26 protein-coding genes are annotated in these 23,770 nt (G+C 72.5%); 15 read left to right on the top strand and 11 right to left on the bottom strand.

Features of this window, described 5'->3' with window-relative positions; genetic code table 11:
- Window positions 1-95: 95 nt before the first annotated feature.
- Both ACF08D_RS15085 and ACF08D_RS15080 read right to left on the bottom strand, forming a co-directional pair.
- Window positions 96-680 carry a phage tail protein gene (locus tag ACF08D_RS15085; RefSeq protein WP_392223018.1) on the bottom strand — a complete coding sequence of 195 codons (585 nt, stop codon included), beginning with the start codon at window positions 678-680 and terminating at the stop codon, window positions 96-98.
- 146 nt (window positions 681-826) lie between these two features.
- Entirely contained in the window at window positions 827-1,228 is a 402-nt protein-coding gene (locus ACF08D_RS15080; protein ID WP_392223017.1) for a hypothetical protein, read from the bottom strand.
- Window positions 1,229-1,590: 362 nt separating this feature from the next.
- Here ACF08D_RS15080 and ACF08D_RS15075 point away from each other — a divergent pair, with 362 nt between their 5' ends.
- Complete coding sequence (locus tag ACF08D_RS15075) at window positions 1,591-1,884, top strand: hypothetical protein (protein WP_392223016.1); 294 nt, start codon at window positions 1,591-1,593, stop codon at window positions 1,882-1,884.
- Between the two features lie 150 nt (window positions 1,885-2,034).
- Here the strand turns inward: ACF08D_RS15075 and ACF08D_RS15070 are convergent, their stop codons facing one another.
- Genes ACF08D_RS15070 through ACF08D_RS15060 form a run of 3 tightly spaced genes read right to left on the bottom strand, consistent with a single transcriptional unit; the run spans window position 2,035 to window position 3,522 of the window.
- Window positions 2,035-2,217 carry a hypothetical protein gene (locus tag ACF08D_RS15070; RefSeq protein WP_392223202.1) on the bottom strand — a complete coding sequence of 61 codons (183 nt, stop codon included), beginning with the start codon at window positions 2,215-2,217 and terminating at the stop codon, window positions 2,035-2,037.
- A gap of 14 nt (window positions 2,218-2,231) precedes the next feature.
- Window positions 2,232-3,143: a hypothetical protein gene (locus ACF08D_RS15065; RefSeq protein ID WP_392223015.1), complete on the bottom strand. Its 912-nt coding sequence runs from the start codon at window positions 3,141-3,143 to the stop codon at window positions 2,232-2,234.
- 19 nt (window positions 3,144-3,162) lie between these two features.
- Window positions 3,163-3,522, bottom strand: a complete 360-nt coding sequence (locus tag ACF08D_RS15060) for a WhiB family transcriptional regulator (protein WP_392223014.1) — start codon at window positions 3,520-3,522, stop codon at window positions 3,163-3,165.
- A 221-nt stretch (window positions 3,523-3,743) separates the two neighbouring features.
- Between ACF08D_RS15060 and ACF08D_RS15055 the strand changes: the two genes are divergently transcribed.
- From ACF08D_RS15055 to tuf, 6 genes are all read left to right on the top strand, one after another.
- Window positions 3,744-4,229 carry a helix-turn-helix transcriptional regulator gene (locus tag ACF08D_RS15055; protein WP_392223013.1) on the top strand — a complete coding sequence of 162 codons (486 nt, stop codon included), beginning with the start codon at window positions 3,744-3,746 and terminating at the stop codon, window positions 4,227-4,229.
- 145 nt (window positions 4,230-4,374) lie between these two features.
- Window positions 4,375-5,259 carry a hypothetical protein gene (locus ACF08D_RS15050; protein WP_392223012.1) on the top strand — a complete coding sequence of 295 codons (885 nt, stop codon included), beginning with the start codon at window positions 4,375-4,377 and terminating at the stop codon, window positions 5,257-5,259.
- A 353-nt stretch (window positions 5,260-5,612) separates the two neighbouring features.
- On the top strand, window positions 5,613-5,984 hold the full coding sequence (gene rpsL, locus ACF08D_RS15045) for a 30S ribosomal protein S12 (RefSeq protein WP_003948652.1): 372 nt from the start codon (window positions 5,613-5,615) through the stop codon (window positions 5,982-5,984).
- 2 nt (window positions 5,985-5,986) lie between these two features.
- A complete protein-coding gene (rpsG, locus tag ACF08D_RS15040; RefSeq protein ID WP_003956472.1) occupies window positions 5,987-6,457 on the top strand; it encodes a 30S ribosomal protein S7 in 471 nt (156 codons plus the stop codon).
- A 38-nt stretch (window positions 6,458-6,495) separates the two neighbouring features.
- Window positions 6,496-8,622 carry an elongation factor G gene (gene fusA, locus ACF08D_RS15035; RefSeq protein ID WP_392223011.1) on the top strand — a complete coding sequence of 709 codons (2,127 nt, stop codon included), beginning with the start codon at window positions 6,496-6,498 and terminating at the stop codon, window positions 8,620-8,622.
- 147 nt (window positions 8,623-8,769) lie between these two features.
- Window positions 8,770-9,963 carry an elongation factor Tu gene (tuf, locus tag ACF08D_RS15030; RefSeq protein WP_392223010.1) on the top strand — a complete coding sequence of 398 codons (1,194 nt, stop codon included), beginning with the start codon at window positions 8,770-8,772 and terminating at the stop codon, window positions 9,961-9,963.
- A 106-nt stretch (window positions 9,964-10,069) separates the two neighbouring features.
- Here the strand turns inward: tuf and ACF08D_RS15025 are convergent, their stop codons facing one another.
- A complete protein-coding gene (locus ACF08D_RS15025; protein WP_392223009.1) occupies window positions 10,070-12,124 on the bottom strand; it encodes a PIG-L family deacetylase in 2,055 nt (684 codons plus the stop codon).
- Window positions 12,125-12,318: 194 nt separating this feature from the next.
- Between ACF08D_RS15025 and ACF08D_RS15020 the strand changes: the two genes are divergently transcribed.
- Window positions 12,319-12,834: a hypothetical protein gene (locus ACF08D_RS15020; protein WP_392223008.1), complete on the top strand. Its 516-nt coding sequence runs from the start codon at window positions 12,319-12,321 to the stop codon at window positions 12,832-12,834.
- Here ACF08D_RS15020 and ACF08D_RS15015 read toward each other — a convergent pair.
- From ACF08D_RS15015 to ACF08D_RS14995, 5 genes are all read right to left on the bottom strand, one after another.
- A complete protein-coding gene (locus ACF08D_RS15015) occupies window positions 12,828-14,891 on the bottom strand; it encodes a glycoside hydrolase (protein WP_392223007.1) in 2,064 nt (687 codons plus the stop codon). The genes ACF08D_RS15020 and ACF08D_RS15015 overlap by 7 nt on opposite strands.
- Window positions 14,892-14,948: 57 nt before the next feature.
- Complete coding sequence (locus ACF08D_RS15010; RefSeq protein WP_392223006.1) at window positions 14,949-15,209, bottom strand: hypothetical protein; 261 nt, start codon at window positions 15,207-15,209, stop codon at window positions 14,949-14,951.
- 22 nt (window positions 15,210-15,231) lie between these two features.
- Window positions 15,232-16,125, bottom strand: a complete 894-nt coding sequence (locus ACF08D_RS15005) for a hypothetical protein (RefSeq protein WP_392223005.1) — start codon at window positions 16,123-16,125, stop codon at window positions 15,232-15,234.
- Window positions 16,126-16,190: 65 nt separating this feature from the next.
- Window positions 16,191-16,913, bottom strand: coding sequence for a bleomycin resistance protein (locus ACF08D_RS15000; RefSeq protein ID WP_392223004.1), 723 nt, complete (start codon window positions 16,911-16,913; stop codon window positions 16,191-16,193).
- A 23-nt stretch (window positions 16,914-16,936) separates the two neighbouring features.
- On the bottom strand, window positions 16,937-18,037 hold the full coding sequence (locus tag ACF08D_RS14995; RefSeq protein ID WP_392223003.1) for an FAD-dependent monooxygenase: 1,101 nt from the start codon (window positions 18,035-18,037) through the stop codon (window positions 16,937-16,939).
- A 219-nt stretch (window positions 18,038-18,256) separates the two neighbouring features.
- On the opposite strand from ACF08D_RS14995, the gene ACF08D_RS14990 reads away from it, so the two are divergent.
- The 7 genes from ACF08D_RS14990 to rplB all read left to right on the top strand — a co-directional run bounded on the left by ACF08D_RS14990 (window position 18,257) and on the right by rplB (window position 23,762).
- Complete coding sequence (locus tag ACF08D_RS14990) at window positions 18,257-19,222, top strand: TetR/AcrR family transcriptional regulator C-terminal domain-containing protein (RefSeq protein ID WP_392223002.1); 966 nt, start codon at window positions 18,257-18,259, stop codon at window positions 19,220-19,222.
- 39 nt (window positions 19,223-19,261) lie between these two features.
- A complete protein-coding gene (locus tag ACF08D_RS14985) occupies window positions 19,262-20,398 on the top strand; it encodes a hypothetical protein (RefSeq protein ID WP_392223001.1) in 1,137 nt (378 codons plus the stop codon).
- A 543-nt stretch (window positions 20,399-20,941) separates the two neighbouring features.
- Window positions 20,942-21,250: a 30S ribosomal protein S10 gene (gene rpsJ, locus ACF08D_RS14980; protein WP_003948644.1), complete on the top strand. Its 309-nt coding sequence runs from the start codon at window positions 20,942-20,944 to the stop codon at window positions 21,248-21,250.
- A 13-nt stretch (window positions 21,251-21,263) separates the two neighbouring features.
- Complete coding sequence (rplC, locus tag ACF08D_RS14975; RefSeq protein ID WP_344363080.1) at window positions 21,264-21,908, top strand: 50S ribosomal protein L3; 645 nt, start codon at window positions 21,264-21,266, stop codon at window positions 21,906-21,908.
- 8 nt (window positions 21,909-21,916) lie between these two features.
- Window positions 21,917-22,567: a 50S ribosomal protein L4 gene (gene rplD / locus ACF08D_RS14970; protein WP_064069951.1), complete on the top strand. Its 651-nt coding sequence runs from the start codon at window positions 21,917-21,919 to the stop codon at window positions 22,565-22,567.
- Entirely contained in the window at window positions 22,567-22,884 is a 318-nt protein-coding gene (gene rplW / locus ACF08D_RS14965; RefSeq protein WP_156692835.1) for a 50S ribosomal protein L23, read from the top strand. The genes rplD and rplW overlap by 1 nt, the downstream gene beginning before the upstream one ends.
- Before the next feature lie 41 nt (window positions 22,885-22,925).
- The gene (gene rplB, locus ACF08D_RS14960; RefSeq protein ID WP_356734352.1) at window positions 22,926-23,762 is read left to right on the top strand and encodes a 50S ribosomal protein L2; all 837 of its coding nucleotides are present in this window, start codon (window positions 22,926-22,928) and stop codon (window positions 23,760-23,762) included.
- Window positions 23,763-23,770: the final 8 nt, after the last annotated feature.

Here is a 23,770-nt window from a genome sequence, read left to right as displayed (position 1 = left end):
GAGAACGCGTACGCCGGTGCCCGGCGCACGGCCACGACGGGCCGCGCGCCGGGCACCGGCGGGGGAGGGGCGGGCGCCGGGGGAGCGCCGCGCCCTTACGCGTACGACTTGTCCTTCATGATCCAGGTCGCGAGCGTGGAGCTGCCCTCGGCGGCCAGCGCGGTGAAGGTGACACCGAGCTTCAGGGCGCCGGTGCGGGTCAGGGCGATCTCCTCGGTCTCGGTGACCTGGCCGCGCGGGATGACGAAGCGGTACGTGACGTCCGCGCCGTCCTTGAACTCGATGCCGAGCTGGCGCTCGTCCTTCTGCGGCTCGGCGCCCATCGCGTACGTGTAGGTGTCGGTGACCCCGGCGGTGGTCACCGCGGCGACCGAGCCGCCGCCCATGAAGAACGGCAGCGTGTCCTTGTTGAACTGGAGCAGCTGGAACTTCACCGTCAGGTCGCGGTCCGAGTAGATGAACCGGGCCGGGCTGACCGACTGCCAGGTGTCCACCGGGTCGATCTTGTCCTTCTTGTTGAACTTGATGCCGTCGGTGCTGGTGTAGCCCAGCTCGACCCAGCCGGCCGCCCAGTCCTCGGTGGTGTTCTTCGGCGCGGCCGGGGCGGGGGTGCCGGCCGGGGCGACGAGGATGCGGCCGGTGCCGGCGACGCGGATCTGGCTTCCGTTGTTGGCGGGCATGAGGGCTCCTTCGGTGGGGTGCCGGGTGCCCGGGGGCACACGGGCATGGCGAAGGCCCTGTCGCGGGTGCGGCAGGGCCTGTTCATGAGGCGCGCGGACGCGCGCGGGGGCGGTGCGGGAGGGGCGTGTGTGCGGTACGGGACGGGCTACGCGGGCCGGATCGACAGCCGGACCGTGGCCAGGTACCGGTTGCCGGCCGGCCGGTTGTAGTCCGGCAGCCAGCGCGGGCCGTCCGCCTCGACCACCTCGGTGACGGCGGCGCCGCCGTACACCGTGCCGGCCGCCTGGAGCAGCGCGGCGCGGGCGGCCAGGGCGACCGTGTGGGCCGCCGTCTTGTCCGGCCCGTAGACCTCCAGGTCGAGCAGCGGCCGGTCCAGGTGGAGGTCGTCCACCCAGGCGCCGCCGACGCGCGAGACGAGGACGGCCTTCTGGGTGCCGTCGAACCCGGCGGGCGGCCGGTTGTCGACCACGACCCCGGCCAGCTCCGGCCGGTTCTTCAGGTGGTCGACCACGAGGCGTTCCGCGTCCGGGAAGGCGAGAGGGCTCACATGGACGCTCCCTTCGGAAGAGTGTCGGGAAAACACGAAGCGGCAGGACCGCCGCCCTGGTGGAGGGCGCAGCTCTGCCGCTGCTCCAAGTGTGATCGAGCGCCCGGAGCGCCGCAACCAACTTCCTCCGGCCACCGGTGCCGTAGCTTCCGGTCCCGGCCGCCTGACTGCGCTACGCTCGCTAGTCCGAACACGTATTCGAATATGACGGACGGGTTGTCCACGGACGGGCCGTCCCTCGAGGCAGGCACGGCGCGGAAGGTACCGAAGAGCAGCCGAGCGGGGCGTAAGGAGTGGTGGGGCGTGAGGACGAGCACAGGGAGCGGCAGCGGCGGCGGACGCTTCGCGGACGGTGAGGGCCGATGACGATCACCCCGCAGGAGCGGCTGGCCGATGTCGCGGCGGCGGTCGTCGAGGTGGCGGCGGAGAGCGGCGAAGCCGGTACGTACACCGGAGGCGTGGGGCGCGCGCTGAGCGCCGTCGTCGCCAAGGTCGGCGCGCGCGTGGCGGTCGACGCCGAGCTGCGCGGCTTCTCCAGCGGCTGGCAGGAGGCCGTCGCGACGCTGTCGGGCGACCGCGGACCCGCCCCGGCGGTGCCCGCCTCCGCCCCCGTCTTTCCCATGCCCGCCCGGCGCGGCCCCGCCGAAGGCGCCTGACACGCGCGCGTGCGAGCGCGTACATGCGTGTACGGGCGCGTACAAGGACGAGCGCGTACGTCGCGGGGGCGTACGTCGCGGGGCGCACGCGAAAGACGCCGGGGCGGCCCCCTGGGAAGGGGCCGCCCCGGCGTCGGTACGGGCGGGTGCCTAGCGTGCGCGGCGCGCCGAGCGTTCCGCCGCGAAGACGTCCTCCAGCCGGAACAGCTGCGCGCGGCCCTGCCGGCCCGCGGGCGCCAGCCGCCCGAGCTGCACCCACTTGCGGATGGTGGCGGGCAGCACCCCCGCCTCCCGCGCGGCCATCGGACCCGTGACGAGCGCCGGGCCCACCATGACGGACGACCTGTTCACCGGCCCCCCTCCCGCCCGCCGCGCGGGCCGTCCGCCGCGAGCGGCCGGTCGTCCTCGTCCATCCGGGCGGCGATCCGCTCCGTACCGCCCTCCGCCGCCCCGGCCAGCTCGTGCCAGGAGCCCTCCTCCCACACGTGCCGGAAGGCCGGGTCGGTCGGGCAGTCGCAGTCCGGCACCCCGCACCGGCACCCCGGGTTGACGCACACCACGGCGCGGGACGCCGGGAACGCCCGCAGCGAGACCGAGTCGCACCACGGGCAGCGGCCCGGGACCCGCACCATCGTCTCCGCCTCGCCCAGCGCCCGCGCGCAGCGCCTCGCCATGCGCCGCAGCTCGTCCCGCACATGCGCGGCGAGCACGGCGTCGGCGGCGACCCCGTCGAGCAGCGCGGTCAGGCGCAGCAGCCGCCGGGGCACGTCGGCCCGGCGCGGCCGGCCGAGGCGGAGGCGGTCGTACACCGCCTCCTCCAGCTCGGTCACCCCGTCGGTGATGTCGCGGATCGCGTCGGAGACGTGGAGGCGGATGGGCGACGCGGTGTGCCCCGGTACGGCCAGGCCGTGCCGCTGCTCGTTGAGCAGGGCCTCCCGCCGCTCCTCGCGCAGCCGGGCGGAGCGGGCCGCGAGCCGCTCGGGGCCGGGGGCGGGGCGGTCGGCGGCCGTACCGCGCCCGCGCCCCGGCACGGGCGCCAGCTCGGTGAGCAGCTCGGGGAACTGGCGGATCAGCATGGCGGCCCAGAGCGCGGCGTCGGCCGCGGGCGCGGTGCCGGGCGCGTCACCGGCCCCGTACGCGGGGACGGAACCCGCGACGGCCGGGGCGGGTGCGGCGCCGGTCGCCGAGGTGGACGCGGCGGACGTGGTGCCGGTCGGGGTGCCCGACGCGGCGCCGGACCGGGTGGTGGGTGCGGACATGAGTGCTCCCTCCTGTGCTTCAGGCCGCACGGCGGCAGCCGGCGGAGGCGCTGTCGCGCCCGGCGTCGCGCCCGGCGGCGCGCCCGGAGTCGGGCCGGACGGCGGGCCCGGCGGCCGGCGCGTGGGCGCGGTTGCGGCGGGTGAGGTCGACCGGGCGGCCGTTGTGCCAGAGCCGGCCGGCGCTCACGCCGTCGAACCAGGTGTGCGCCGGGTCCACGGTCTCCTCGCACTGGCGCGCCACCGGGCAGCGCTCACAGGCCCGCAGGGCGGGCTCGGCGTCGGCCGGCCGGCGGGCGAAGACCACCTGGGGCGGCATCCCCGCGCAGGCGGCGGACGCGCGCCAGCCGGTGCGTTCGGTGTCGGAGGACGGTACGGACATGGCGGAACCCCCTGGTACGCAAACGAACGAGAGATCGAACTGCGTTGCGAGCACGCACCCTGACATGTTGCGAGCGAGCGCGCAATCAAAACTGATCCGGCGGGCCGACCCCGGGCGGCACACGCCTCGACGACACCTTCACAATTGCGTGCGTGAAAGCGCGCAATCCGTGCGTGCAAGCGCGATACTCTGGTCCCCGCCTCGAAGGGAGGGCGTTGCCCATGTCTGCCGGCGAACTGGACGAGTTCACCGCCTGGATCGAGGGAGTGATCCGACGGCAGGGCTACGACATCGACAGCCCGCGCGGCGGCGGCAAGTCCCGCCTCGCCGACGAGGCGGGTGTCCACCGGGCCGCCATCACCCGGCTCCTCCAGGGCCAGAGCGTGCCGGACCTGGAGACCATGCGCCGGCTCGCCCACGTCCTGCGCATCCCGGTGCGCGACATGCTCATCAAGTCGGGCCGGCTCACCGAGGAGGACCTCCCGCTGCCCGGGCTGCCGGACGACGTCCCGCCCGCCGAGGAGGCGGCGCCCGCCGGCCTCACGCTCGAACAGGCCGCGGCCGGGCTCGGCATCCCGCCCGAGCAGCGCGAGATGTTCATCCGCGTCGCGGGCCAGTTCCTGCCCGAGTGGCCGTCCGCCCGGCCCGGGCGCGAGGGCGCCCCGGAGCCCGGCCCCGCCGCCGCCGAGGACGCCCGCCGGGCCTGAACCGGCCGGTTCCCAGGGTGCCCGCCCGGCCCCAACCACCCTCTCTCGTAAGCTGTTGACGCCTGTTCCCCACGAATTCGCAGGCTGTACGTCCCGGTGGCGTCCATGCCCCCGGGAGCAGCTACGGGTCGCGAAAGAGAGTGTCATGGTCGAGGGCGAGGGGCGCTCCCGACGGACAGGCGATCCGGACGACGGCGAGGCGGGCGGCACAGCCGCGCGCGGCCCGGTCCGCGGACTTCCCGAACCGGCCGCCGACCTCCCCGCGCTCCTCGCGGCCCTGGGCCGCCATCTGGAGGGCCATGGGCCCGAGGAGATCGTGATCCTGCTCCGCGAGGAGCTGGCGCGCCGGGAGTTCCAGGCGTACGTCAGCGGCTGGCGCGACGCCGCCGACCAGTACGAGCCGGTCCTGGAGGAGGCCCGCCGCATCGCGCAGACCCGCCGCCTGCGGCTGGTCGGCCGCACCCCGGGGCAGGCGGCCGTCATTCCGTTCCCGTACGGGAGCCAGGGCGGCGCCCGGAGCCCCGCCGCGAACCCGGCCGCCACCGACGAGGCCCCCGCCCGCGACTCCGGCCGCGACTCCGCCCACGACTCCGGCGGCCGGGCCCCGGCCGAGGCCCCGTACCGCGAACGGAACGACCCCGGCCGCGACCCCGGCCGCGAACCCGGCCGCGACCCGGACCGGGACACCCCCGCCCCCGCCCAGGACCCCGACCGCGACCGCGACACCGACCGCAGGCCGGCCCCCGCGACCGCCTCCGCCCCCGCCCGCGACCGGGCGCCCGAGCGGGGTGCCGTGCCGCGGCGCCCGGGGGCGGCCGAGCGTGAGACGCGCGGTCCCGGGCGGCAGGGCCACGAGGCCCGCGCGCGGCGGGGCGGGGGCGCCGAGGGGGCCGGCCCCCGGGAGCAGGAGCCCGAGGCGGGCGAGCCCGGCACCGGCCGCTCCGGGCTCGTCGCCAAGTCGCCGCACTCGCGGGTCCCCACCATCCCGCCGCTCCCGGGCCGCCGCCGGGGCAGGGGCGACGAGGACTGAGCCCCCGCGCACCGGGACGGCGCCGGGGAGGCACCGGGGCGGCGGTGGCCCCGCCGGGACGGGGGCCCGGGGCCCGGGCGCGGCGTGCCGGGCCGCGCCGGGAGCCCTGGTCGGGGTGCGAGCATTTGTTTTGACCCAGGTCCGTGCGGTAGGTACGCTCAGACCTTGTGCCTGGGGTGTGCCTGGGCTCGTGTGCGTGTCTGCAACCGCACGGCGAGCCGTGAACGGCCACCGCGATCTGCGCCCTTTCCCGCCGCGCGGCGGGAGTTCGCAGTATTCGACACACCCGACCGCGTGGGTCGGCGACGTTCCAGGTTAGCTTTACTACACGGCACACAGAAACCGGAGAAGTAGTGCCTACGATCCAGCAGCTGGTCCGGAAGGGCCGGCAGGACAAGGTCGAGAAGAACAAGACGCCCGCACTCGAGGGTTCCCCTCAGCGCCGCGGCGTCTGCACGCGTGTGTTCACGACCACCCCGAAGAAGCCGAACTCGGCCCTCCGCAAGGTCGCGCGTGTGCGTCTGACCAGCGGGATCGAGGTCACGGCTTACATCCCGGGTGAGGGACACAACCTGCAGGAGCACTCCATCGTGCTCGTGCGTGGTGGCCGTGTGAAGGACCTGCCGGGTGTTCGCTACAAGATCATCCGCGGCTCGCTCGACACCCAGGGTGTCAAGAACCGCAAGCAGGCCCGCAGCCGCTACGGCGCCAAGAAGGAGAAGTAAGAATGCCTCGTAAGGGCCCCGCCCCGAAGCGCCCGGTCATCATCGACCCGGTCTACGGTTCTCCTCTGGTGACCTCGCTCATCAACAAGATCCTGCTGAACGGCAAGCGCTCCACCGCCGAGCGGATCGTCTACGGCGCCATGGAGGGCCTCCGCGAGAAGACCGGCAACGACCCGGTCATCACGCTGAAGCGCGCCCTCGAGAACGTCAAGCCGGCTCTCGAGGTCAAGTCCCGCCGTGTCGGTGGCGCCACCTACCAGGTGCCGATCGAGGTCAAGCCCGGTCGCGCCTCCACGCTCGCGCTCCGCTGGCTCGTGGGTTACTCCCGCGCCCGTCGCGAGAAGACCATGACCGAGCGCCTCATGAACGAGCTCCTCGACGCCTCCAACGGCCTCGGTGCTTCGGTCAAGAAGCGTGAGGACACGCACAAGATGGCCGAGTCCAACAAGGCCTTCGCGCACTACCGCTGGTAGTCGCACCCACATCGAGACCGAGAGAAGACTGAAGCCTTATGGCTACCACTTCGCTTGACCTGGCCAAGGTCCGCAACATCGGGATCATGGCCCACATCGACGCGGGCAAGACGACCACCACCGAGCGGATCCTGTTCTACACCGGTGTCTCGTACAAGATCGGTGAAGTCCACGACGGCGCTGCCACGATGGACTGGATGGAGCAGGAGCAGGAGCGCGGCATCACGATCACGTCTGCCGCGACGACCTGCCACTGGCCGCTGGAAGACGTTGACCACACCATCAACATCATCGACACCCCGGGCCACGTCGACTTCACCGTCGAGGTGGAGCGTTCGCTCCGCGTGCTCGACGGTGCCGTGACGGTGTTCGACGGCGTCGCCGGCGTTGAGCCGCAGTCCGAGACCGTGTGGCGTCAGGCGGACCGCTACGGCGTTCCGCGTATCTGCTTCGTCAACAAGCTCGACCGCACCGGCGCCGAGTTCCACCGCTGTGTCGACATGATCGTGGACCGCCTCGGCGCGACCCCGATCGTCATGCAGCTCCCGATCGGTGCCGAGGCCGACTTCCAGGGCGTCGTCGACCTCGTCCGGATGAAGGCCCTCGTGTGGTCCGCCGAGGCCACCAAGGGCGAGATGTACGACGTCGTCGACATCCCGGCCACGCACACCGAGGCTGCCGAGGAGTGGCGCGGCAAGCTGCTGGAGACGGTGGCGGAGAACGACGAAGAGATCATGGAGCTGTACCTGGAGGGCCAGGAGCCGTCCGAGGAGCAGCTGTACGCCGCGATCCGTCGTATCACCATCGCGTCCGGCAAGGGCGGCGACACCACCGTCACCCCCGTGTTCTGCGGCACCGCGTTCAAGAACAAGGGCGTTCAGCCCCTGCTCGACGCCGTCGTGCGCTACCTCCCCTCCCCCCTGGACGTCGAGGCCATCGAGGGCCACGGCGTCAAGGACCCGGAGGAGGTCGTCAAGCGCAAGCCGTCCGAGTCCGAGCCGCTGTCGGCCCTCGCGTTCAAGATCGCGAGCGACCCGCACCTCGGCAAGCTCACCTTCATCCGGGTCTACTCGGGTCGCCTGGAGGCCGGCACCTCGGTGCTGAACTCCGTCAAGGGCAAGAAGGAGCGCATCGGCAAGATCTACCGCATGCACGCGAACAAGCGTGAGGAGATCGACTCGGTGGGCGCCGGCGACATCGTCGCCGTCATGGGCCTGAAGCAGACCACCACCGGTGAGACGCTGTGCGACGAGAAGAACCCGGTCATCCTGGAGTCCATGGACTTCCCGGCGCCGGTCATCCAGGTCGCGATCGAGCCCAAGTCCAAGGGTGACCAGGAGAAGCTGGGTGTCGCCATCCAGCGTCTCGCGGAGGAGGACCCCTCCTTCCAGGTTCACTCGGACGAGGAGACCGGCCAGACCATCATCGGTGGTATGGGCGAGCTTCACCTCGACGTCCTCGTCGACCGCATGCGCCGCGAGTTCAAGGTCGAGGCGAACGTCGGCAAGCCGCAGGTCGCCTACCGCGAGACGATCCGCAAGGCCGTCGAGCGCGTGGACTTCACGCACAAGAAGCAGACCGGTGGTACCGGTCAGTTCGCCAAGGTGCAGATCGCGATCGAGCCCATCGAGGGCGGCGACGCCTCGTACGAGTTCGTGAACAAGGTCACCGGTGGCCGCATCCCCAAGGAGTACATCCCCTCGGTGGACGCGGGTGCGCAGGAGGCCATGCAGTTCGGCATCCTGGCCGGCTACGAGATGACGGGCGTCCGCGTCATTCTTCTCGACGGTGCCTACCACGAGGTCGACTCCTCCGAGCTCGCCTTCAAGATCGCCGGTTCGCAGGCCTTCAAGGAGGCCGCGCGGAAGGCTTCGCCGGTCATCCTCGAGCCGATGATGTCCGTCGAGGTCACCACGCCCGAGGACTACATGGGCGAGGTCATCGGTGACATCAACTCCCGCCGTGGCCAGATCCAGGCCATGGAGGAGCGCAGCGGCGCTCGCGTCGTGAAGGGCCTCGTGCCCCTCTCGGAGATGTTCGGCTACGTCGGCGACCTCCGCAGCAAGACCTCGGGTCGCGCAAGCTACTCGATGCAGTTCGACTCCTACGCCGAGGTTCCGCGGAACGTCGCCGAGGAGATCATCGCGAAGGCCAAGGGCGAGTAACTCTCCCGAGTACACGCTTTAGGCTTGACACCATCCGCCGGGGCTCCGCCCCGAACCCGGGACGGGGCTCCGGCGGGTGGCCACCCAGCAAAGATCACCTGGCGCCGATGAGTAAGGCGTACCAGAACCACTCTCAGGAGGACCCCAGTGGCGAAGGCGAAGTTCGAGCGGACTAAGCCGCACGTCAACATCGGCACCATCGGTCACATCGACCACGGTAAGACGACCCTCACGGCCGCCATTACCAAGGTGCTGCACGACGCGTACCCGGACCTGAACGAGGCCTCGGCCTTCGACCAGATCGACAAGGCTCCTGAGGAGCGCCAGCGCGGTATCACCATCTCCATCGCGCACGTCGAGTACCAGACCGAGTCGCGTCACTACGCCCACGTCGACTGCCCCGGTCACGCGGACTACATCAAGAACATGATCACCGGTGCCGCGCAGATGGACGGCGCCATCCTCGTGGTCGCCGCCACCGACGGCCCGATGCCGCAGACCAAGGAGCACGTGCTCCTGGCCCGCCAGGTCGGCGTTCCGTACATCGTCGTCGCCCTGAACAAGGCCGACATGGTGGACGACGAGGAGATCCTGGAGCTCGTCGAGCTCGAGGTGCGCGAGCTCCTCACCGAGTACGAGTTCCCGGGCGACGACGTCCCGGTCGTCAAGGTCTCGGCGCTCAAGGCGCTCGAGGGCGACAAGGAGTGGGGCCAGTCGGTCCTGAACCTGATGGCCGCCGTCGACGAGTCCATCCCGCAGCCCGAGCGTGACGTCGACAAGCCGTTCCTGATGCCGATCGAGGACGTCTTCACGATCACCGGTCGCGGTACGGTCGTCACCGGCCGTATCGAGCGTGGTGTCCTCAAGGTCAACGAGACCGTCGACATCATCGGCATCAAGACCGAGAAGACCACCACCACGGTCACCGGCATCGAGATGTTCCGCAAGCTGCTCGACGAGGGCCAGGCCGGTGAGAACGTCGGTCTGCTCCTCCGTGGCATCAAGCGCGAGGACGTCGAGCGCGGCCAGTGCATCATCAAGCCGGGCTCGGTCACCCCGCACACCGAGTTCGAGGCGCAGGCCTACATCCTGTCCAAGGACGAGGGTGGCCGCCACACGCCGTTCTTCAACAACTACCGCCCGCAGTTCTACTTCCGTACCACGGACGTGACCGGCGTCGTGACCCTCCCCGAGGGCACCGAGATGGTCATGCCGGGCGACAACACCACCATGACGGTCGCGCTGATCCAGCCGGTCGCCATGGAGGAGGGCCTCAAGTTCGCCATCCGTGAGGGTGGCCGGACCGTCGGCGCCGGCCAGGTCACCAAGATCACGAAGTGAATCTGAACTGACCTGGCAGCTCCTCACCGAGCTGCAAGAAGGGCCCCGCACCTGCTGGTGCGGGGCCTTTCGCGTTCCTCCGGGCCGCCGGCGTCCCGGCACGGCGTCACCCCTCGGCGCGGGGCTCCGGGAACCAGGTCCAGGGGTGGGCGTCCGGTCCGAGGCCGACGGCCCGGATGCCGTCGCGGGCCGTGACGTGGAGGGTGGCCGCGCCCAGGGCGGCCGGTCCCCGCGTACGGCGGACGAGGCGCCCCGCCGGGGTGCGGAGCTGGAGGTGGCCCCGCAGGTCCCGGCCGAGCAGGGCGGTGCCCCCGGCCGTGGCCGTCACGGCGACCGGGCCGTACCCCGCGAGGGTGATCCGCGGCAGGGGCGTGCCGTCGGGGCGCAGCGACAGCAACTCCGCGCGGGCGGGCGCCCGGTAGTGGAGCGCCAGGCCCCCGTCGCCGGCCGGGGCCACCGCCACGGGGCCGCCCGGGGCGGGGAGGCCGGCGCCCGCGCGGAGGGTGACCGGGCCGCCGGGGGCGTCCTGCGCCCAGTGGTGGACGGTGTCGCGGCCCGCCGCGAAGAGATGGACGCGGCCCGAGCCGTCCAGCGCGGCCGACAGCCCGTCCTGCACCTCGGCCCCGCCCAGGTCCCGCCAGGGCCCCCACCCGCCGCCGGCCGGCCGTCGCCGGGAGCTGACGCCCTTGTCCGCGTTGCGTACGAAGAGGTGGACCCCGCCGTCCCGGTCGGCCACCGCCACCGGGACGCCCAGCCGCCGGCCCCGGTCGTCGCCGCGCTCCGGGTTGCCCAGACCGGTCCAGGCGAGGAACGGCCCGCCCGCCTCCCGCTGCTCCAGCAGCACGACCTCCCGGGAGTTGGGGCCGCCGTGCCCGCCCAGCGCCGAGAACCGCAGCCCGAACAGCAGCAGCCGCCCGTCCGCCAGGGTCGCCCCGCCGAGCGCCGGCGCCAGCGGCCCGCCGCCCAGGTCGTCCGGCGCGCCCCAGCGTCCGCTGCCGGGCGCCGTCTCGCGCCGGCGCACCGCGCGCAGGCCCAGCACCCCGTACACCGCGAGCCGCCCGTCCGGTTCGGTGGCCACGACGGGACCGGGCGACGGGTAGCGGTGGTGGGTCGCCCGGACCCAGCCCTTCCTGTTGGTGAGCGGGCGGGTGCCGCCGACGTTGTAGTCGCCGCAGCCGCCGCTGTTGCCGCAGTCCCAGGACGGGTCGCCGCCGTACGGGACGAGGTGGGCGGCCTTCTCCCCGAGCACCGGCCCGGGCAGGTTCTTGGGCCAGTGCCGGTTGTAGTAGCCGCGGAAGGCGGTGGCCACGAAGGCGGGTACCGCCCCGCCGTCGCGCGTCGCGTCGGCCACCCACCGGATCATCGCCGCCCAGCTGAACGACGCGACGGCGGTGTGGTCGCCGTGGTCCGAGTAACCGGGCTGCTCGGAGTCCTTCCGGCGCGTCCGCTCGTCGCTGTGCTGGATGTCGGGGTCCGGGTCCAGCGTGTGGATCACGGTCGGCCGGTAGCGCTCCATGAGGCCCACCAGGACGTCCACCAGCGCGTCGTAGTCGTAGGCGTCCGCCCTGCGTACGGGGGAGTCGTCCGCGACGACCGTCCGCAGGCCGAGCGCCCGGTCCTTCCACAGGCTGGGCAGCGCGGTCCAGCGGCGCGGGGCGTGCATGGCGAGGTTGAGGAAGACCAGCTCGACGCGCCGGCCGCCGTGGCTGAGCGTGTTGATCTCCGCCCGGCGGTCGCCGCGCAGGACGATCACGTCCTTCCGCCACGCGGTGAACATGTCCAGCCCCAGCATGGCCGCGTACGCCTGCCGCAGACCCTGGTGCCGGGCCGAGGAGTACGCCGCCTTGTCGGCGGGGGCGCCCCCGCGGCCGGGTATGTGGTTGCGGCCGTCGTGCTCGCCCGCGGTGACGTACACCGAGACCAGCGGCACCCCGGCGTCCACCATCCGCTGGGTGTCCGGGTTCATGAAGTACAGGTCGTCGTCCGGGTGCGCGGCGATCTGCATCAGCCGCGCCCGCCGCGCCGCGGCTATCGGAGCCCCCGGCGCCGGATCCGCCACGGGCCCCCCGCGCCGTGGCGCCGGCACACTGCACCCGGCCGCCACCAGCCCCACCCCCGCGACGAGCACCCCCCGCCGCCCGACCACCGGTATGTGATCCATCCCCCCAGTACTCCCGCCCCGTTGTGTGTCCGCGATCAACAAGACGGCCGACCGGGGGCAGGGGTTGCCCCGGCGGTCACGGCCCGTTCACCCGGGGCTCGCCGGGGGGCCGCGGATGGTCCGGAAATCGGCGGCGGGGTGGCTGTACGACACGTAGGTTACGGAGAGACCGGTGATGGGGGGGGAGGGCCGGCGTGAGGACGAGGGTCTTCAGGGTCCGTCTGCTCGCGGGCGTCGCCACCGGGCTCCTGCTGATTTCCTGCTCGGGTACGTCCACCGAAGGGCCCACCCGGGGCACGGACGGCCGGTACCCGTACTGGGAGAAGGGCGCCGGGGCGCGTGAGGCGGCTGCCTTTATGGGGGTGGCCGTGCCGGAGGGGGCGACGGAGGTGAAGGGGGCCGTACGGGTCCAGCCGCAGGAGAAGGTGTACCTGTTGTCCTTCCTCACCGACGCCGGGGCCGCGGACGCCATGGTCGACGACCTGCGCCCCGAGGGACCCCTCCGGGCCCGTGACCGTTCCTCCTCGCTGTCCGGCGACGGCTTCCGGCACCTGGGGCTGGCGTCCCCGCAGGACGTGGAGGGTGTGCGGACGGCGACCGCGTGCCCCCCGTGCGTGGGCGACCCGCGCCGGAGGAACGTCCAGGCGGTCGAGATCCACGTGGGCGCAGACCCGCGCGGTCGCACGCGGGTCTACCTGACGGCCTACTGATTCCCGGCGCCCGACGGGCAGAGGCGGCGGGGGGCCGGGTCGTGCTTCAGGCGGGCGTCGGCGCAGCCGGGCGGGAGGCCGTGGTACGGGGCGGTGCCGAAGTTGGCCGTGACCGTCAGCGTGCCGTCGCCGAAGACCGTGCGCTGGACCAGGCGGTCCGGCGTCAGGCGCCGGAAGTCCGTCATCGGTTCCGTGCCCGCCGCCCGGTGCAGCGGGGCGAAGGCGCGTTGCAGGCGGGCCATCTCCCGGCCGGTGCTCTCCAGGTTCCCGTCGCCCAGCACGAAGTTGAGCGGCGTGTTGTAGAGCAGCGACATCAGCGCGCGGTCCGTCTTCTGCGCGGGGAACTTGTCGTACGGCATCTCCCAGCGCTCGGTGCTGATGAGCGAGTCGTGCAGCGCGGTCTGGTAGAGCGGAACGCGGTACGCGGGGTCGTACAGCGACGTCGCCAGCGCGGCGGGCAGCTCCACCGGCCGGAAGAAGAAGCCGGGCGCACCCTGCGGGTGGTAGGCACCCCACGCCGCCTGCTTCTGGAACGGCCACAGCGTGTCGTTCGCCGGCGTCTGGGAGCCGTGGCTGAACGCGAGCACCGGGGCCGACCAGGAGACGGCGGACTCCGACCCGAGGACGAAGCGGTACCGGTCGGCGAGCGTGCGCATCCGGGCCATGCGGTTGGCCCGGTCCTGCTTCTTGGTCATCGGGTGGTCCGGGGAGAAGTCGCTGAACAGCTCGCCGGCCGCGTCGACGTCCAGGAACACGCTGTTGGCGCCGTTCCCGGTCACCGCGCGGGCGCGGTCGGCGAGGTGGTGCCCGGTCGCCTCCGTCCGGGCGAACGCCTCCGAGCTGAGGTAGCAGCCCCGGTTCCCGAAGCCCTTCTTGATGTCGCCCTTCCAGGTCCGTACGCAGTGGCCCGGGTACACGCCACCGGGCCACACGGCCGCCGGGGTGTCGGCCGTCGCGGGGTCCTGGCCGTTGGCGTACGTGTCGTACGGGCCGACGACGTACCCCTGCCGCTTCGCCGCCGCGACCGCCTCCGCGCTCATGGGGCTGCCGTCGGCGTCGTAACCGAGCCACGCGCGCGTGCTGCCCAGCTCGCGCAGTCTCCGTACGGCCTCGGGGCTGCGGGCGCCGCCCCACAGATAGGCGTGGTGCGCGCCGAGCAGCTTCCCTACCTCGGGGTTGGCGGCGATCTTCTCCTTGAGCGTGCGCGACTGGCCGTGCTCGCGCAGCCAGCGGCGGTAGTCGGCGGCGGGGGCGACGGGGGAGGCGGCGGTGAGGGCGAAGGTGACGGTGTAGTCGAGGGTGTCCTCCCGCCGGGAGAACTCGTGGCGGGCCGTCGCGTGGAGCCGTCCGCCCGCCGAGGCGAAGGCGAGGGAGGTGCCGACGCTCTCCGGCACGAGGTAGCTGACCCCGTGCCCGCCCGTCGTGTAGCCCCACAGCGGCAGGGTGAGCGACCCGGTGGCCAGCTCCGCCTCGGTGCCCGCGAGACCCGCGTCGGGGGAGTTCCAGAACGGGTCGGCGACCGGCACGGAGAGCCCCTCGCCGCGCGGCACCTGAAGCGCGGCGCCCCTGCCCCCGGTGCCGGGGCCCCTGCCGCTGACCGGCCAGTCGAGGGTGGTGCCGTCCTGGGCGCGTACGGTCATCCGCAGCCGGCCGCCGTCCCCGGTGGCGGTGACGCCCAGGCCCTTCGGGTACGCCCACGAGGCGCTCCACGCGTCGCGGGTGCCCTTCACCTCCACGCGGCCGGGCTCGCCCAGGTCGCCCCCGGCGGCGTCGGAGACCGGGACGCCGGCCCCGTCCTCGGTGCGTCCGGTGATCCGCAGCGTGGCGGTGTCCACGGTGAGAGTGCCGCCCGCGACGGTGAAGTCGACGAGGGCCCCGCGCACCCGGGGCGGCGCGGCCTGGGGCGCCCGCCCCTCGGGCCCGGCGAAGGCGGCGTAACCGGCGGAGACGGCGCCGGCGGTGACGGCGAGCGCCAGAGCGGTGCCCAGCACGCGCCCCCGCCTCCGGCGCGCGTGCTTCTGGGGCTCCCGGCGCGGGGAGTCTGCGGAGTGGACCATGCGGGCGACTGTGCGCCCCGGGCCTAAGAGCTTTCTAAGACCCGGGGCGCGCGGTGCCTAGGGCACGAACACGTCCTCCGCCGTCGGGGCGGTGGGTGCGCGGAGGAGCCAGCGGTGGAGGGTGTCGAGGTCGTCGCAGTGCGCGAGGCGGTCGCGGGCTTCGTCGGGGACGTCGATGCCTCGCTGCTCCAGCAGGAGGAGGATGCTCTCCGCGATTCCGGCGGCTCGGCCTTCCTCTCGGCCTTCCTCCCGGCCTGCTTCGCGGCCCTCGTCGCGGAGTTCCTCCGAGATCGGTGACGTGTAGAACGACAGGTCCACCGCAGTGCCTTCCTCCGTCCGGTCAGTCTTCGGTGAAGACGTCTTCCGCCGTTGGGGCGGTGGGTGCGCGGAGGAGCCAGCGGTGGAGGGTGTCGAGGTCGTCGCAGTGGGCGAGGCGGTCGCGGGCCTCGTCGGGGACGTCGATGCCTCGCTGCTCCAGCAGGAGGAGGATGCTCTCCGCGACTCCGGCGGCTCGGCCTTCCTCCCGGCCTGCTTCCCGGCCCTCGTCGCGGAGTTCCTCCGAGATCGGTGACGTGTAGAACGACAGGTCCACGGCCATCAGTTGCCTCCACAGAAGTGCGGCCGGGCGCTTCGCCAGGCCTTGTGCGATGAGTTCGGCGAGGGGGAACGAAAGCTCTTCAGGTGTGTCGCGCAGCGCGCCGGAGACTGCCTTCAGTATGGCAGCGACCTCCGGGTCGTCGGCGTGTGTGATCGCGGCCAGTGTGGTCAGCGCGAGGTCCTTCCGGGCCTCGGCGGTGGTGCGGATGACCGGCATGTTGTGCGGGCCCGCCACCAGGGGGCGGAGCACCAGGGAGGTCCACTGGCGCGGGCCGATGCTGACCGGGCGCGAGGCCCAGTCGGCGGTGGCGCGGTCCTGGCAGACGACCAGCAGCAGTGGCGGCTCCTGGTACTTGGCGTACAGGTACGACACGTAATAGGCCCAGCTCCCGGGCTTGGCCGGGTCCTTCTTGCCCTGCGCCTCGACGGCCAGGAGGAAGGGGCCCTCCTCGGTGTCGAAGCGCAGCAGGGTGTCCACCCGGCGTTCGAGCGGGCGGGCCTCGGTGAGGTCGGTCGGCAGGACCGTGACCGATGTCGGCGGGGGGAACGGGACGCCCAGCACCTCCGAGACGCCGGAGAACAGCTCCGGACACTCCTGGAAGATGCGGTGCATCGCTTCGTGCGGCGAACTGACCATGAGCGGGACGCTAGGGAGCAAGCACCCTCGACATATGCCGAAGGCGCTTGCTTCACCCGATCGTGCTACGCCGGGTCCTGCCCCGCCCGGGCGGCCAGTTCCCCCGCGCGCTCCAGGTCCTCGCGTACCTCCTCCCGCTCCCCGGGCGTGAGCGGCACCGCCTCGGCGCGGGCCAGCGCCGAGGAGGCCGTCCCGTCGTCGCCGAGGCGTTCCGCCACCTCCGCGCGGAGGACCAGGAGCCGCACGAGCTGGACGGGCGTGGGGTGTTCGTCCTCCAGGCGCAGCACCCGGTCGACGATCCGGGCGGCGCCCTCCGGGTCGTCGCGCGAGTCCGCGAACAGGGCGCCGAGGTGCAGGGCGCGGGCGAACGTCTCGTCCGGGGCGGGCAGGTGGTGGAGGTCCTCGCGGTACGGGCGGCCGACCCGTATGCAGTTGCCGCCCGGGTCGGTCATCAGGAACTGGCGCACGCCGTGCGAGGTGTCCTTCACCGGTCCGAGGCGCGGCAGCCCGCGCACCGGCACCTTGCCGTACGCGGCCTTCAGCCCCGCGCGGAAGGCGGCGTGCAGGCCGTCGACGTCGTCGGTGAGGACGTAGCAGGTGCTGTACGACCCGGCGGGGTCGTACTGCCTCATCCCGAAGAACTGGAGCTGGATGCCGCCGCGTTCGACGGCCGCGAACGGGTTGGGGCTCGTCTGCTCGAAGGTCACCTCGAAGCCGAGGGCCGTGTAGAAGTCGAGGACGGGCCGGATGGTCCGGCAGGGCAGGATCGGAATCGTCTTCTCGCTCACCCCCTCACTCTAGTCAAATTTTACTAGCTGTCGCCCTCGTCCAGGTCGATCGCCCACTTCGCGCGCTCCATCGACTCCTCCGAGGCCGGTCCGCCCGGGTTCTCCGTCGCCAGGGCCTGGTTCACCGCCACGAAGGGCCGCATCCGCGTCTCGTACGCGGAGAAGGCCGGCTCGTACGAGGTGCGCCCCAGCTCCTCCGCCAGGACGTACGCGCCGACCAGGGCGAGGCTCGTGCCCTGGCCCGACAGTGGGGAGGGGCAGTACCCGGCGTCCCCGAGCAGGACCGTACGCCCCCGGGACCAGCGCTCCAGGTGGATCTGGGCCATCGCGTCGCAGTAGAAGTCCGGCGCCCCGGCCGCGGCCTTCGCCAGCCGGTCGCCCTCCCAGTGCAGCGCGGCCAGCCGCTCCACCACCAGCGCCCGCAGATCGGCGCCCCGGGCGAGCGGCGCCGACTCGAAGCCGAACGCGATCCGCAGCTCCCGGTTGCCGCGCACCGGCATGATCCCGAACCCCGCCCCGCCGTCCCGCAGCCAGACCTGCCAGTCCTCCAGGCCCAGGAAGTTGTCCGCGCCGAACACGGACAGGTAGCTCCCCAGGTGCCGGGAGAAGCCCTCCTCCGGCCCGAAGGCCAGCCGCCGCACCGCCGAGTGCAGTCCGTCCGCCCCGACCACCAGGTCGAACCGGCGCGCCGGGCCGCAGGCGAAGTCCACCCGCACCCCGCCGGGTTCCTCGGTGAGCGCGGTCACCCCGTCCCCGAAGACGTACGCGGCGTCCCCGCGCGCCCGCTCGTACAGCAGCCGGCCCAGGTCCTCCCGCAGCACCTCGATGTCCTCGCTGTCGAGGCGCCCGCTGCTCAGCGCGTGCGTGGTCGACCGGTCGACCTCCGCGCCGGCGGCGTCCAGGACCGACATGCCGCGGACGCGGGTGCGCAGGTCCCTCGCCGGCTCCAGCACGCCCAGGCGGGCGAGCACCTCCAGCGCGACTCCCCGGACGTCGACCGCCTGCCCGCCGGCGCGCAGCTCCGGCGCGTGCTCGACGACGGTGACCTCGCAGCCCCGCCCGCACAGCAGAGCGGCGAGCGCGGATCCGGCGATCCCGGCACCGGATATGAGTACGGACGTCATGGCCCAGCTCCCTTCGACACGACCGGTAACGACCGGTACGACCGGTACGCTCAATACGGCGTACGCTGCTGAATGTACGCCGTACACGCAGCATCGCAAGGGGCTCAAAAGGGCTGCTGTACTAGGGTAGTTACGCCGTGACGCCAGGAACGTGCTGCTCGTCGCTGAGCTAGTACAGGGGTGAGGCGGCGGGAAAATTCCGCAGAAACGCGAGGTGCCATGACCGGTCAGCCGCCCTACCTCCGCATCGCCGCCGACATCCGGCGGCGCATCGCCGCGGGCGACCTCCGCCCCGGCGACCGGGTGCCCTCCACCCGGCAGATCGCCCAGCGGTGGGGCGTGGCCCTCGCCACCGCCACCAAGGCGCTCACCGCCCTGCGGCTGGAGGGCGCCGTCGAGGCGCGCCCCCGCGTCGGCACGGTCGTCGCCGCGAAGCGGCCCCCGGCCCCGGCTCCGGACACGGCCCCGGCCCCGGGTCTGCCCCCCGGGCGGGCCGGGGGCGAGCCGGAGCTGACCCGTGAGCGTGTCGTGCGGGCCGCCATCGGGATCGCCGACGCCGAGGGGCTCGCCGCCCTGTCCATGCGCGGGGTCGCCGCCCGTCTCGGGGTGGCCGCGATGTCGCCGTACCGCCATGTCGGCGGCAAGGACGAGCTGGTCGCGCTGATGGCCGACACCGTGTACGGCGAGGTCGGGCCGCTCGCCGTACCGCCGCCCGGCGGCCGGCGCGAGAAGCTGGAGGCTGCGGCCCGCGGCCTGTGGGAGGTGTGCCGCCGGCATCCCTGGGTCGCCCAGATCGGCCCGCTCGGCCGCCCCCTCGTACTGCCCAACCTGCTGGTGCACGGCGAGCGGGTGCTCGGGGCGCTCGCGGACAGCGGGCTGGACGCGAAGACGCGGTTCGACGTCCATGTGCTGATCTACACCTATGTCCAGGGCGTCGCCGTCCACCTGGAGCGCGAGACGCAGGCGCAGGCCGCGACCGGCCTGACCGAGGACGACTGGATGGCGGGCCAGGCGGCGGCGATGGGCGAGATCGTCGCCTCCGGGCGCTTCCCGGCGCTGGCCGCCACGCTCGCCGGTTTCGAGGACGGGTACGACCTCGATCTCGACGCCCTCTTCACCTTCGGGCTCACCCCGCTCCTCGACGGCGTCGAACACCTCGTGGCGGAGCGCGACCACCGCCCGTGATGAAATGTGCGCGTCAGATGACGCTCAGGGGTGGGGACAGTGACGGCGAAGGCACCGGACGACCGGCCCGGCGACGGGTCGTCCGTCCCGGACGAGGAGTGGGCGCGGTTCCTCCGCGACGCGGGAGAGAGTACGGGCACGGAGCCCGGGCGGAAGGCCGCGCCGCCGCCCCGGGAGGCGTCCGCCGACGAGCGGGCCGCGCGCGCCCGGCGGATCACCCGGCCCGCCGAGCCCGCCGGGTGGCGCACCGGCCCCGCGTGGCGGGAGAGGGACGGGCGGGCCACCCGCCGCCGGCGTGTCGCCGCGGTGCTGGGCATCCTCGCGGCGGCGGGGCTCCTGGTCGTCGCCGTACGCCCGCAGCTGGTCACCGACCGGTTCGGCTGGGAGCGCCCGGTGCCCGCCGTCGCGCTCCCGGCGGACCGGGCGCCCGAGGACCTGCCCACACCGGAGGAGCCGTTCCGCGGCTCGCCCGCGGCCGGCTGGGCCGACGGCGCCGCCGGGATCGCCCTGCCGGAGGCCCGCGCCACCGGCGGGCTGAGCCGGGAGCAGGTCGCCCGGGCGCTCGCCGACACCAGGAGGCTGCTGATCGCGGCCAACCTTGATCCGGCCACCCTGCGCGGCGACCGGCCCCGCGCCGCCCTGGCGCTGCTGGACCCGCGCCAGGAGGACGGCCGCCGAGCGCTGGAGAAGGCGCTCACCGCCCCCGGCCCCGAGCAGAACCCGCTGTGGGTCTTCAGCCGCTTCGACCCGTCCGAGGTCAGGCCCGCCGGTGACGTGGTGAAGGTGCTCGGCACCGTGACGTACGAGAAGGGCGACCAGGACGGCGAGGTGCTGGTCCACACCGACCACACGTTCGTCTACCCGGTGGTCAAGGCGGAGCCGGACGCCAGGGAGGTCGCCCGGACGGTCGTACGCCGGCAGATGACCTTCGCGGCGTACGACCCGGAGAAGGTCCGGTCGACACCCGGCACGCTGCACGTGCTGCGCATGGACGAGAGCGCCGGCAACGACGACTGCACGCGGGACCCGGACGGCTTCCTGCACCCGCAGTTCCTCACGGACCTGGCCACCGGGGAGGACGAGGGCGGCGGTACGGGCCCGGCGGTCGACCCCTACGACATGAGCGAGCCGCTGGACGAGCAGTCCCAGGAGTGCGGCACGGTCACCCGCACCTGAACGCCGCGCCCCGGGGCCACCGGCGCCCGGCCCCGCACCTGAACGCCGCGACCCGGGGGCCGTCGGCCCCGGAGACTCCGTACCCCGGGACACCCCTGCGGAGCAGGGCGTTCCGGCGGGCGCGGCGCGTGCCGCGGTTTGACAGCGACACCCCGCGGGGTAATCTCTACGGCTCGATTGGCGTGGGCTCTGCCCCGTATGGCAGACTGTCGGGGTTGCTCGGTTGAGTGCCGATGCTGCGCGCCTCCCGCCGGGAGGACCGGAAGCGAGTCCCACAGTACTCGTCGCCCCATGAATCGCACCGCGAGGTGCAGGGGCGGACGTACGGGAATCTTCCGGGAAGTGTCAGCGGGGCGCCGACCAGGCACCCGGTGGGTGTTCCCCCCGGTCTCGCGGTCCTCGGGCCCGCACCCCCTTGGTTGGGAAATCCTTCGGGAGATCTGCGTAGAGGGGATGCGACACGCCCGACCGCGTGGGTCGGAGAGCGGGACGCGAACCCACCAGGTTCCAGAGCGTTACGAGAGACAGGACTACTGAGTAGCCATGGCGGGACAGAAGATCCGCATCCGGCTCAAGGCCTACGACCACGAGGTCATCGACTCCTCGGCGAAGAAGATCGTCGAGACGGTGACCCGTACCGGTGCGTCGGTCGCGGGCCCGGTGCCGCTGCCCACTGAGAAGAACGTGTACTGCGTCATCAAGTCGCCGCACAAGTACAAGGACTCGCGCGAGCACTTCGAGATGCGCACGCACAAGCGCCTCATCGACATCCTCGACCCCACGCCGAAGACGGTTGACTCGCTGATGCGTCTCGACCTGCCGGCCGGCGTCGACATCGAGATCAAGCTCTGAGGTGACGCGCGAGATGGCTAAGAACATTAAGGGCGTCCTGGGCGAGAAGCTCGGCATGACCCAGGTCTGGGACGAGAACAACCGGGTCGTCCCGGTGACCGTCGTCAAGGCCGGGCCCTGCGTCGTCACCCAGGTCCGCAGCAACGACATCGACGGCTACGAGTCGGTCCAGATCGCCTTCGGCGAGATCGACCCGCGCAAGGTGAACAAGCCCCTCAAGGGCCACTTCGCCAAGGCCGACGTCACCCCGCGCCGCCACCTGGTGGAGATCCGCACCGCTGACGCCTCCGAGTACACGCTCGGCCAGGAGATCACCGCTGAGGTCTTCGAGGCGGGCGTCAAGGTCGACGTCACCGGCAAGAGCAAGGGCAAGGGCTTCGCCGGTGTCATGAAGCGCCACAACTTCCGTGGCCTGGGCGCCGGACACGGCACCCAGCGCAAGCACCGCTCGCCCGGTTCCATCGGTGGCTGCGCCACCCCGGGCCGTGTGTTCAAGGGCCTCCGCATGGCGGGCCGCATGGGCAACGAGCGGGTCACCACCCAGAACCTGACCGTCCACGCCGTTGACGCGGAGAAGGGCCTGCTCCTGATCAAGGGCGCGGTTCCTGGTCCGAACGGCGGCCTCGTCCTGGTCCGTACCGCGGCCAAGGGGGCCTGAGGTAACCGATGAGCACCATTGACATCCTTTCGCCGGCAGGCGACAAGGCCGGGACCGTCGAGCTCCCCGCGGAGATCTTCGACGCGAAGACCAGCGTTCCGCTGATCCACCAGGTCGTCGTCGCCCAGCTGGCCGCTGCCCGCCAGGGCACGCACAAGACCAAGACCCGTGGCGAAGTCCGCGGTGGCGGCAAGAAGCCGTACCGCCAGAAGGGCACCGGCCGCGCCCGTCAGGGCTCGACCCGCGCCCCGCAGTTCGCCGGCGGTGGCGTCGTCCACGGCCCCGTGCCGCGTGACTACTCGCAGCGCACCCCGAAGAAGATGAAGGCCGCCGCCCTGCGCGGTGCCCTCTCGGACCGGGCGCGTCACTCCCGCATCCACGTCGTCACCGGCGTGGTCGAGGGCGAGGTCTCCACCAAGGCCGCCAAGACGCTGTTCGGCAAGATCTCGGAGCGCAAGAACCTGCTCCTGGTCGTCGAGCGCGCCGACGAGGCCGCGTGGCTGTCCGCCCGCAACCTGCCCCAGGTTCACATCCTGGAGCCGGGCCAGCTGAACACGTACGACGTGATCGTCTCCGACGACGTGGTCTTCACCAAGGCCGCCTTCGAGTCCTTCGTGTCTGGCCCCAAGGCCGATGACAACGAGGGGAGCGAGGCCTGATGGCCGAGATCACCAGCAAGACCTTCTCCGACCCGCGTGACGTTCTCGTCAAGCCGGTCGTCTCCGAGAAGAGCTACGCGCTGCTCGACGAGAACAAGTACACGTTCATCGTGGCGCCGACCGCGAACAAGACCCAGATCAAGCAGGCCGTCGAGTCGGTCTTCTCGGTCAAGGTCACGTCGGTGAACACGATCAACCGCCAGGGCAAGCGCAAGCGCACCCGCACCGGTTTCGGTAAGCGCGCCAACACCAAGCGCGCCATCGTGACCCTTGCTGAGGGCAACCGTATCGACATCTTCGGCGGTCCGACCGCCTGACGGCGGTCTGGATCGTCCGAATATCGGACGAGGACTGAGAAATGGGTATCCGCAAGTACAAGCCGACGACTCCGGGCCGTCGTGGGTCCAGCGTCGCCGACTTTGTCGAGATCACGCGGTCCACGCCGGAGAAGTCGCTGGTCCGCCCCCTGCACAGCAAGGGCGGCCGTAACAACACCGGTCGTGTGACCGTCCGTCACCAGGGCGGTGGCCACAAGCGCGCCTACCGCGTGATCGACTTCCGTCGTCACGACAAGGACGGCGTGCCGGCCAAGGTCGCTCACATCGAGTACGACCCCAACCGCACCGCGCGCATCGCGCTCCTCCACTACGTGGACGGCGAGAAGCGCTACATCATCGCTCCGCGTGGCCTGAGCCAGGGCGACCGGGTCGAGAACGGCCCCGGCGCCGACATCAAGCCCGGCAACAACCTGGCGCTGCGCAACATCCCGGTCGGTACCACGATCCACGCGATCGAGCTCCGTCCCGGCGGTGGCGCCAAGTTCGCCCGCTCCGCGGGTGCCTCCGTGCAGCTGCTCGCCAAGGAGGGCCAGATGGCCCACCTGCGCATGCCGTCCGGTGAGATCCGTCTGGTCGACGTCCGCTGCCGCGCCACCATCGGCGAGGTCGGCAACGCCGAGCAGTCGAACATCAACTGGGGCAAGGCCGGCCGCAAGCGCTGGCTGGGCGTGCGCCCGACCGTTCGTGGTGTCGCCATGAACCCGGTCGACCACCCGCACGGTGGTGGTGAGGGCAAGACCTCCGGTGGTCGCCACCCGGTCTCCCCGTGGGGTCAGAAGGAGGGTCGTACTCGTTCTCCCAAGAAGGCGAGCAACAAGTACATCGTCCGCCGCCGCAAGACGAACAAGAAGCGCTAGGAGCGGGT

It is taken from the genome of Streptomyces sp. NPDC015131 (genome assembly GCF_043079975.1).
Lineage (GTDB): Bacteria > Actinomycetota > Actinomycetes > Streptomycetales > Streptomycetaceae > Streptomyces.
This window is presented reverse-complemented; position numbering and strand designations above follow the sequence as displayed.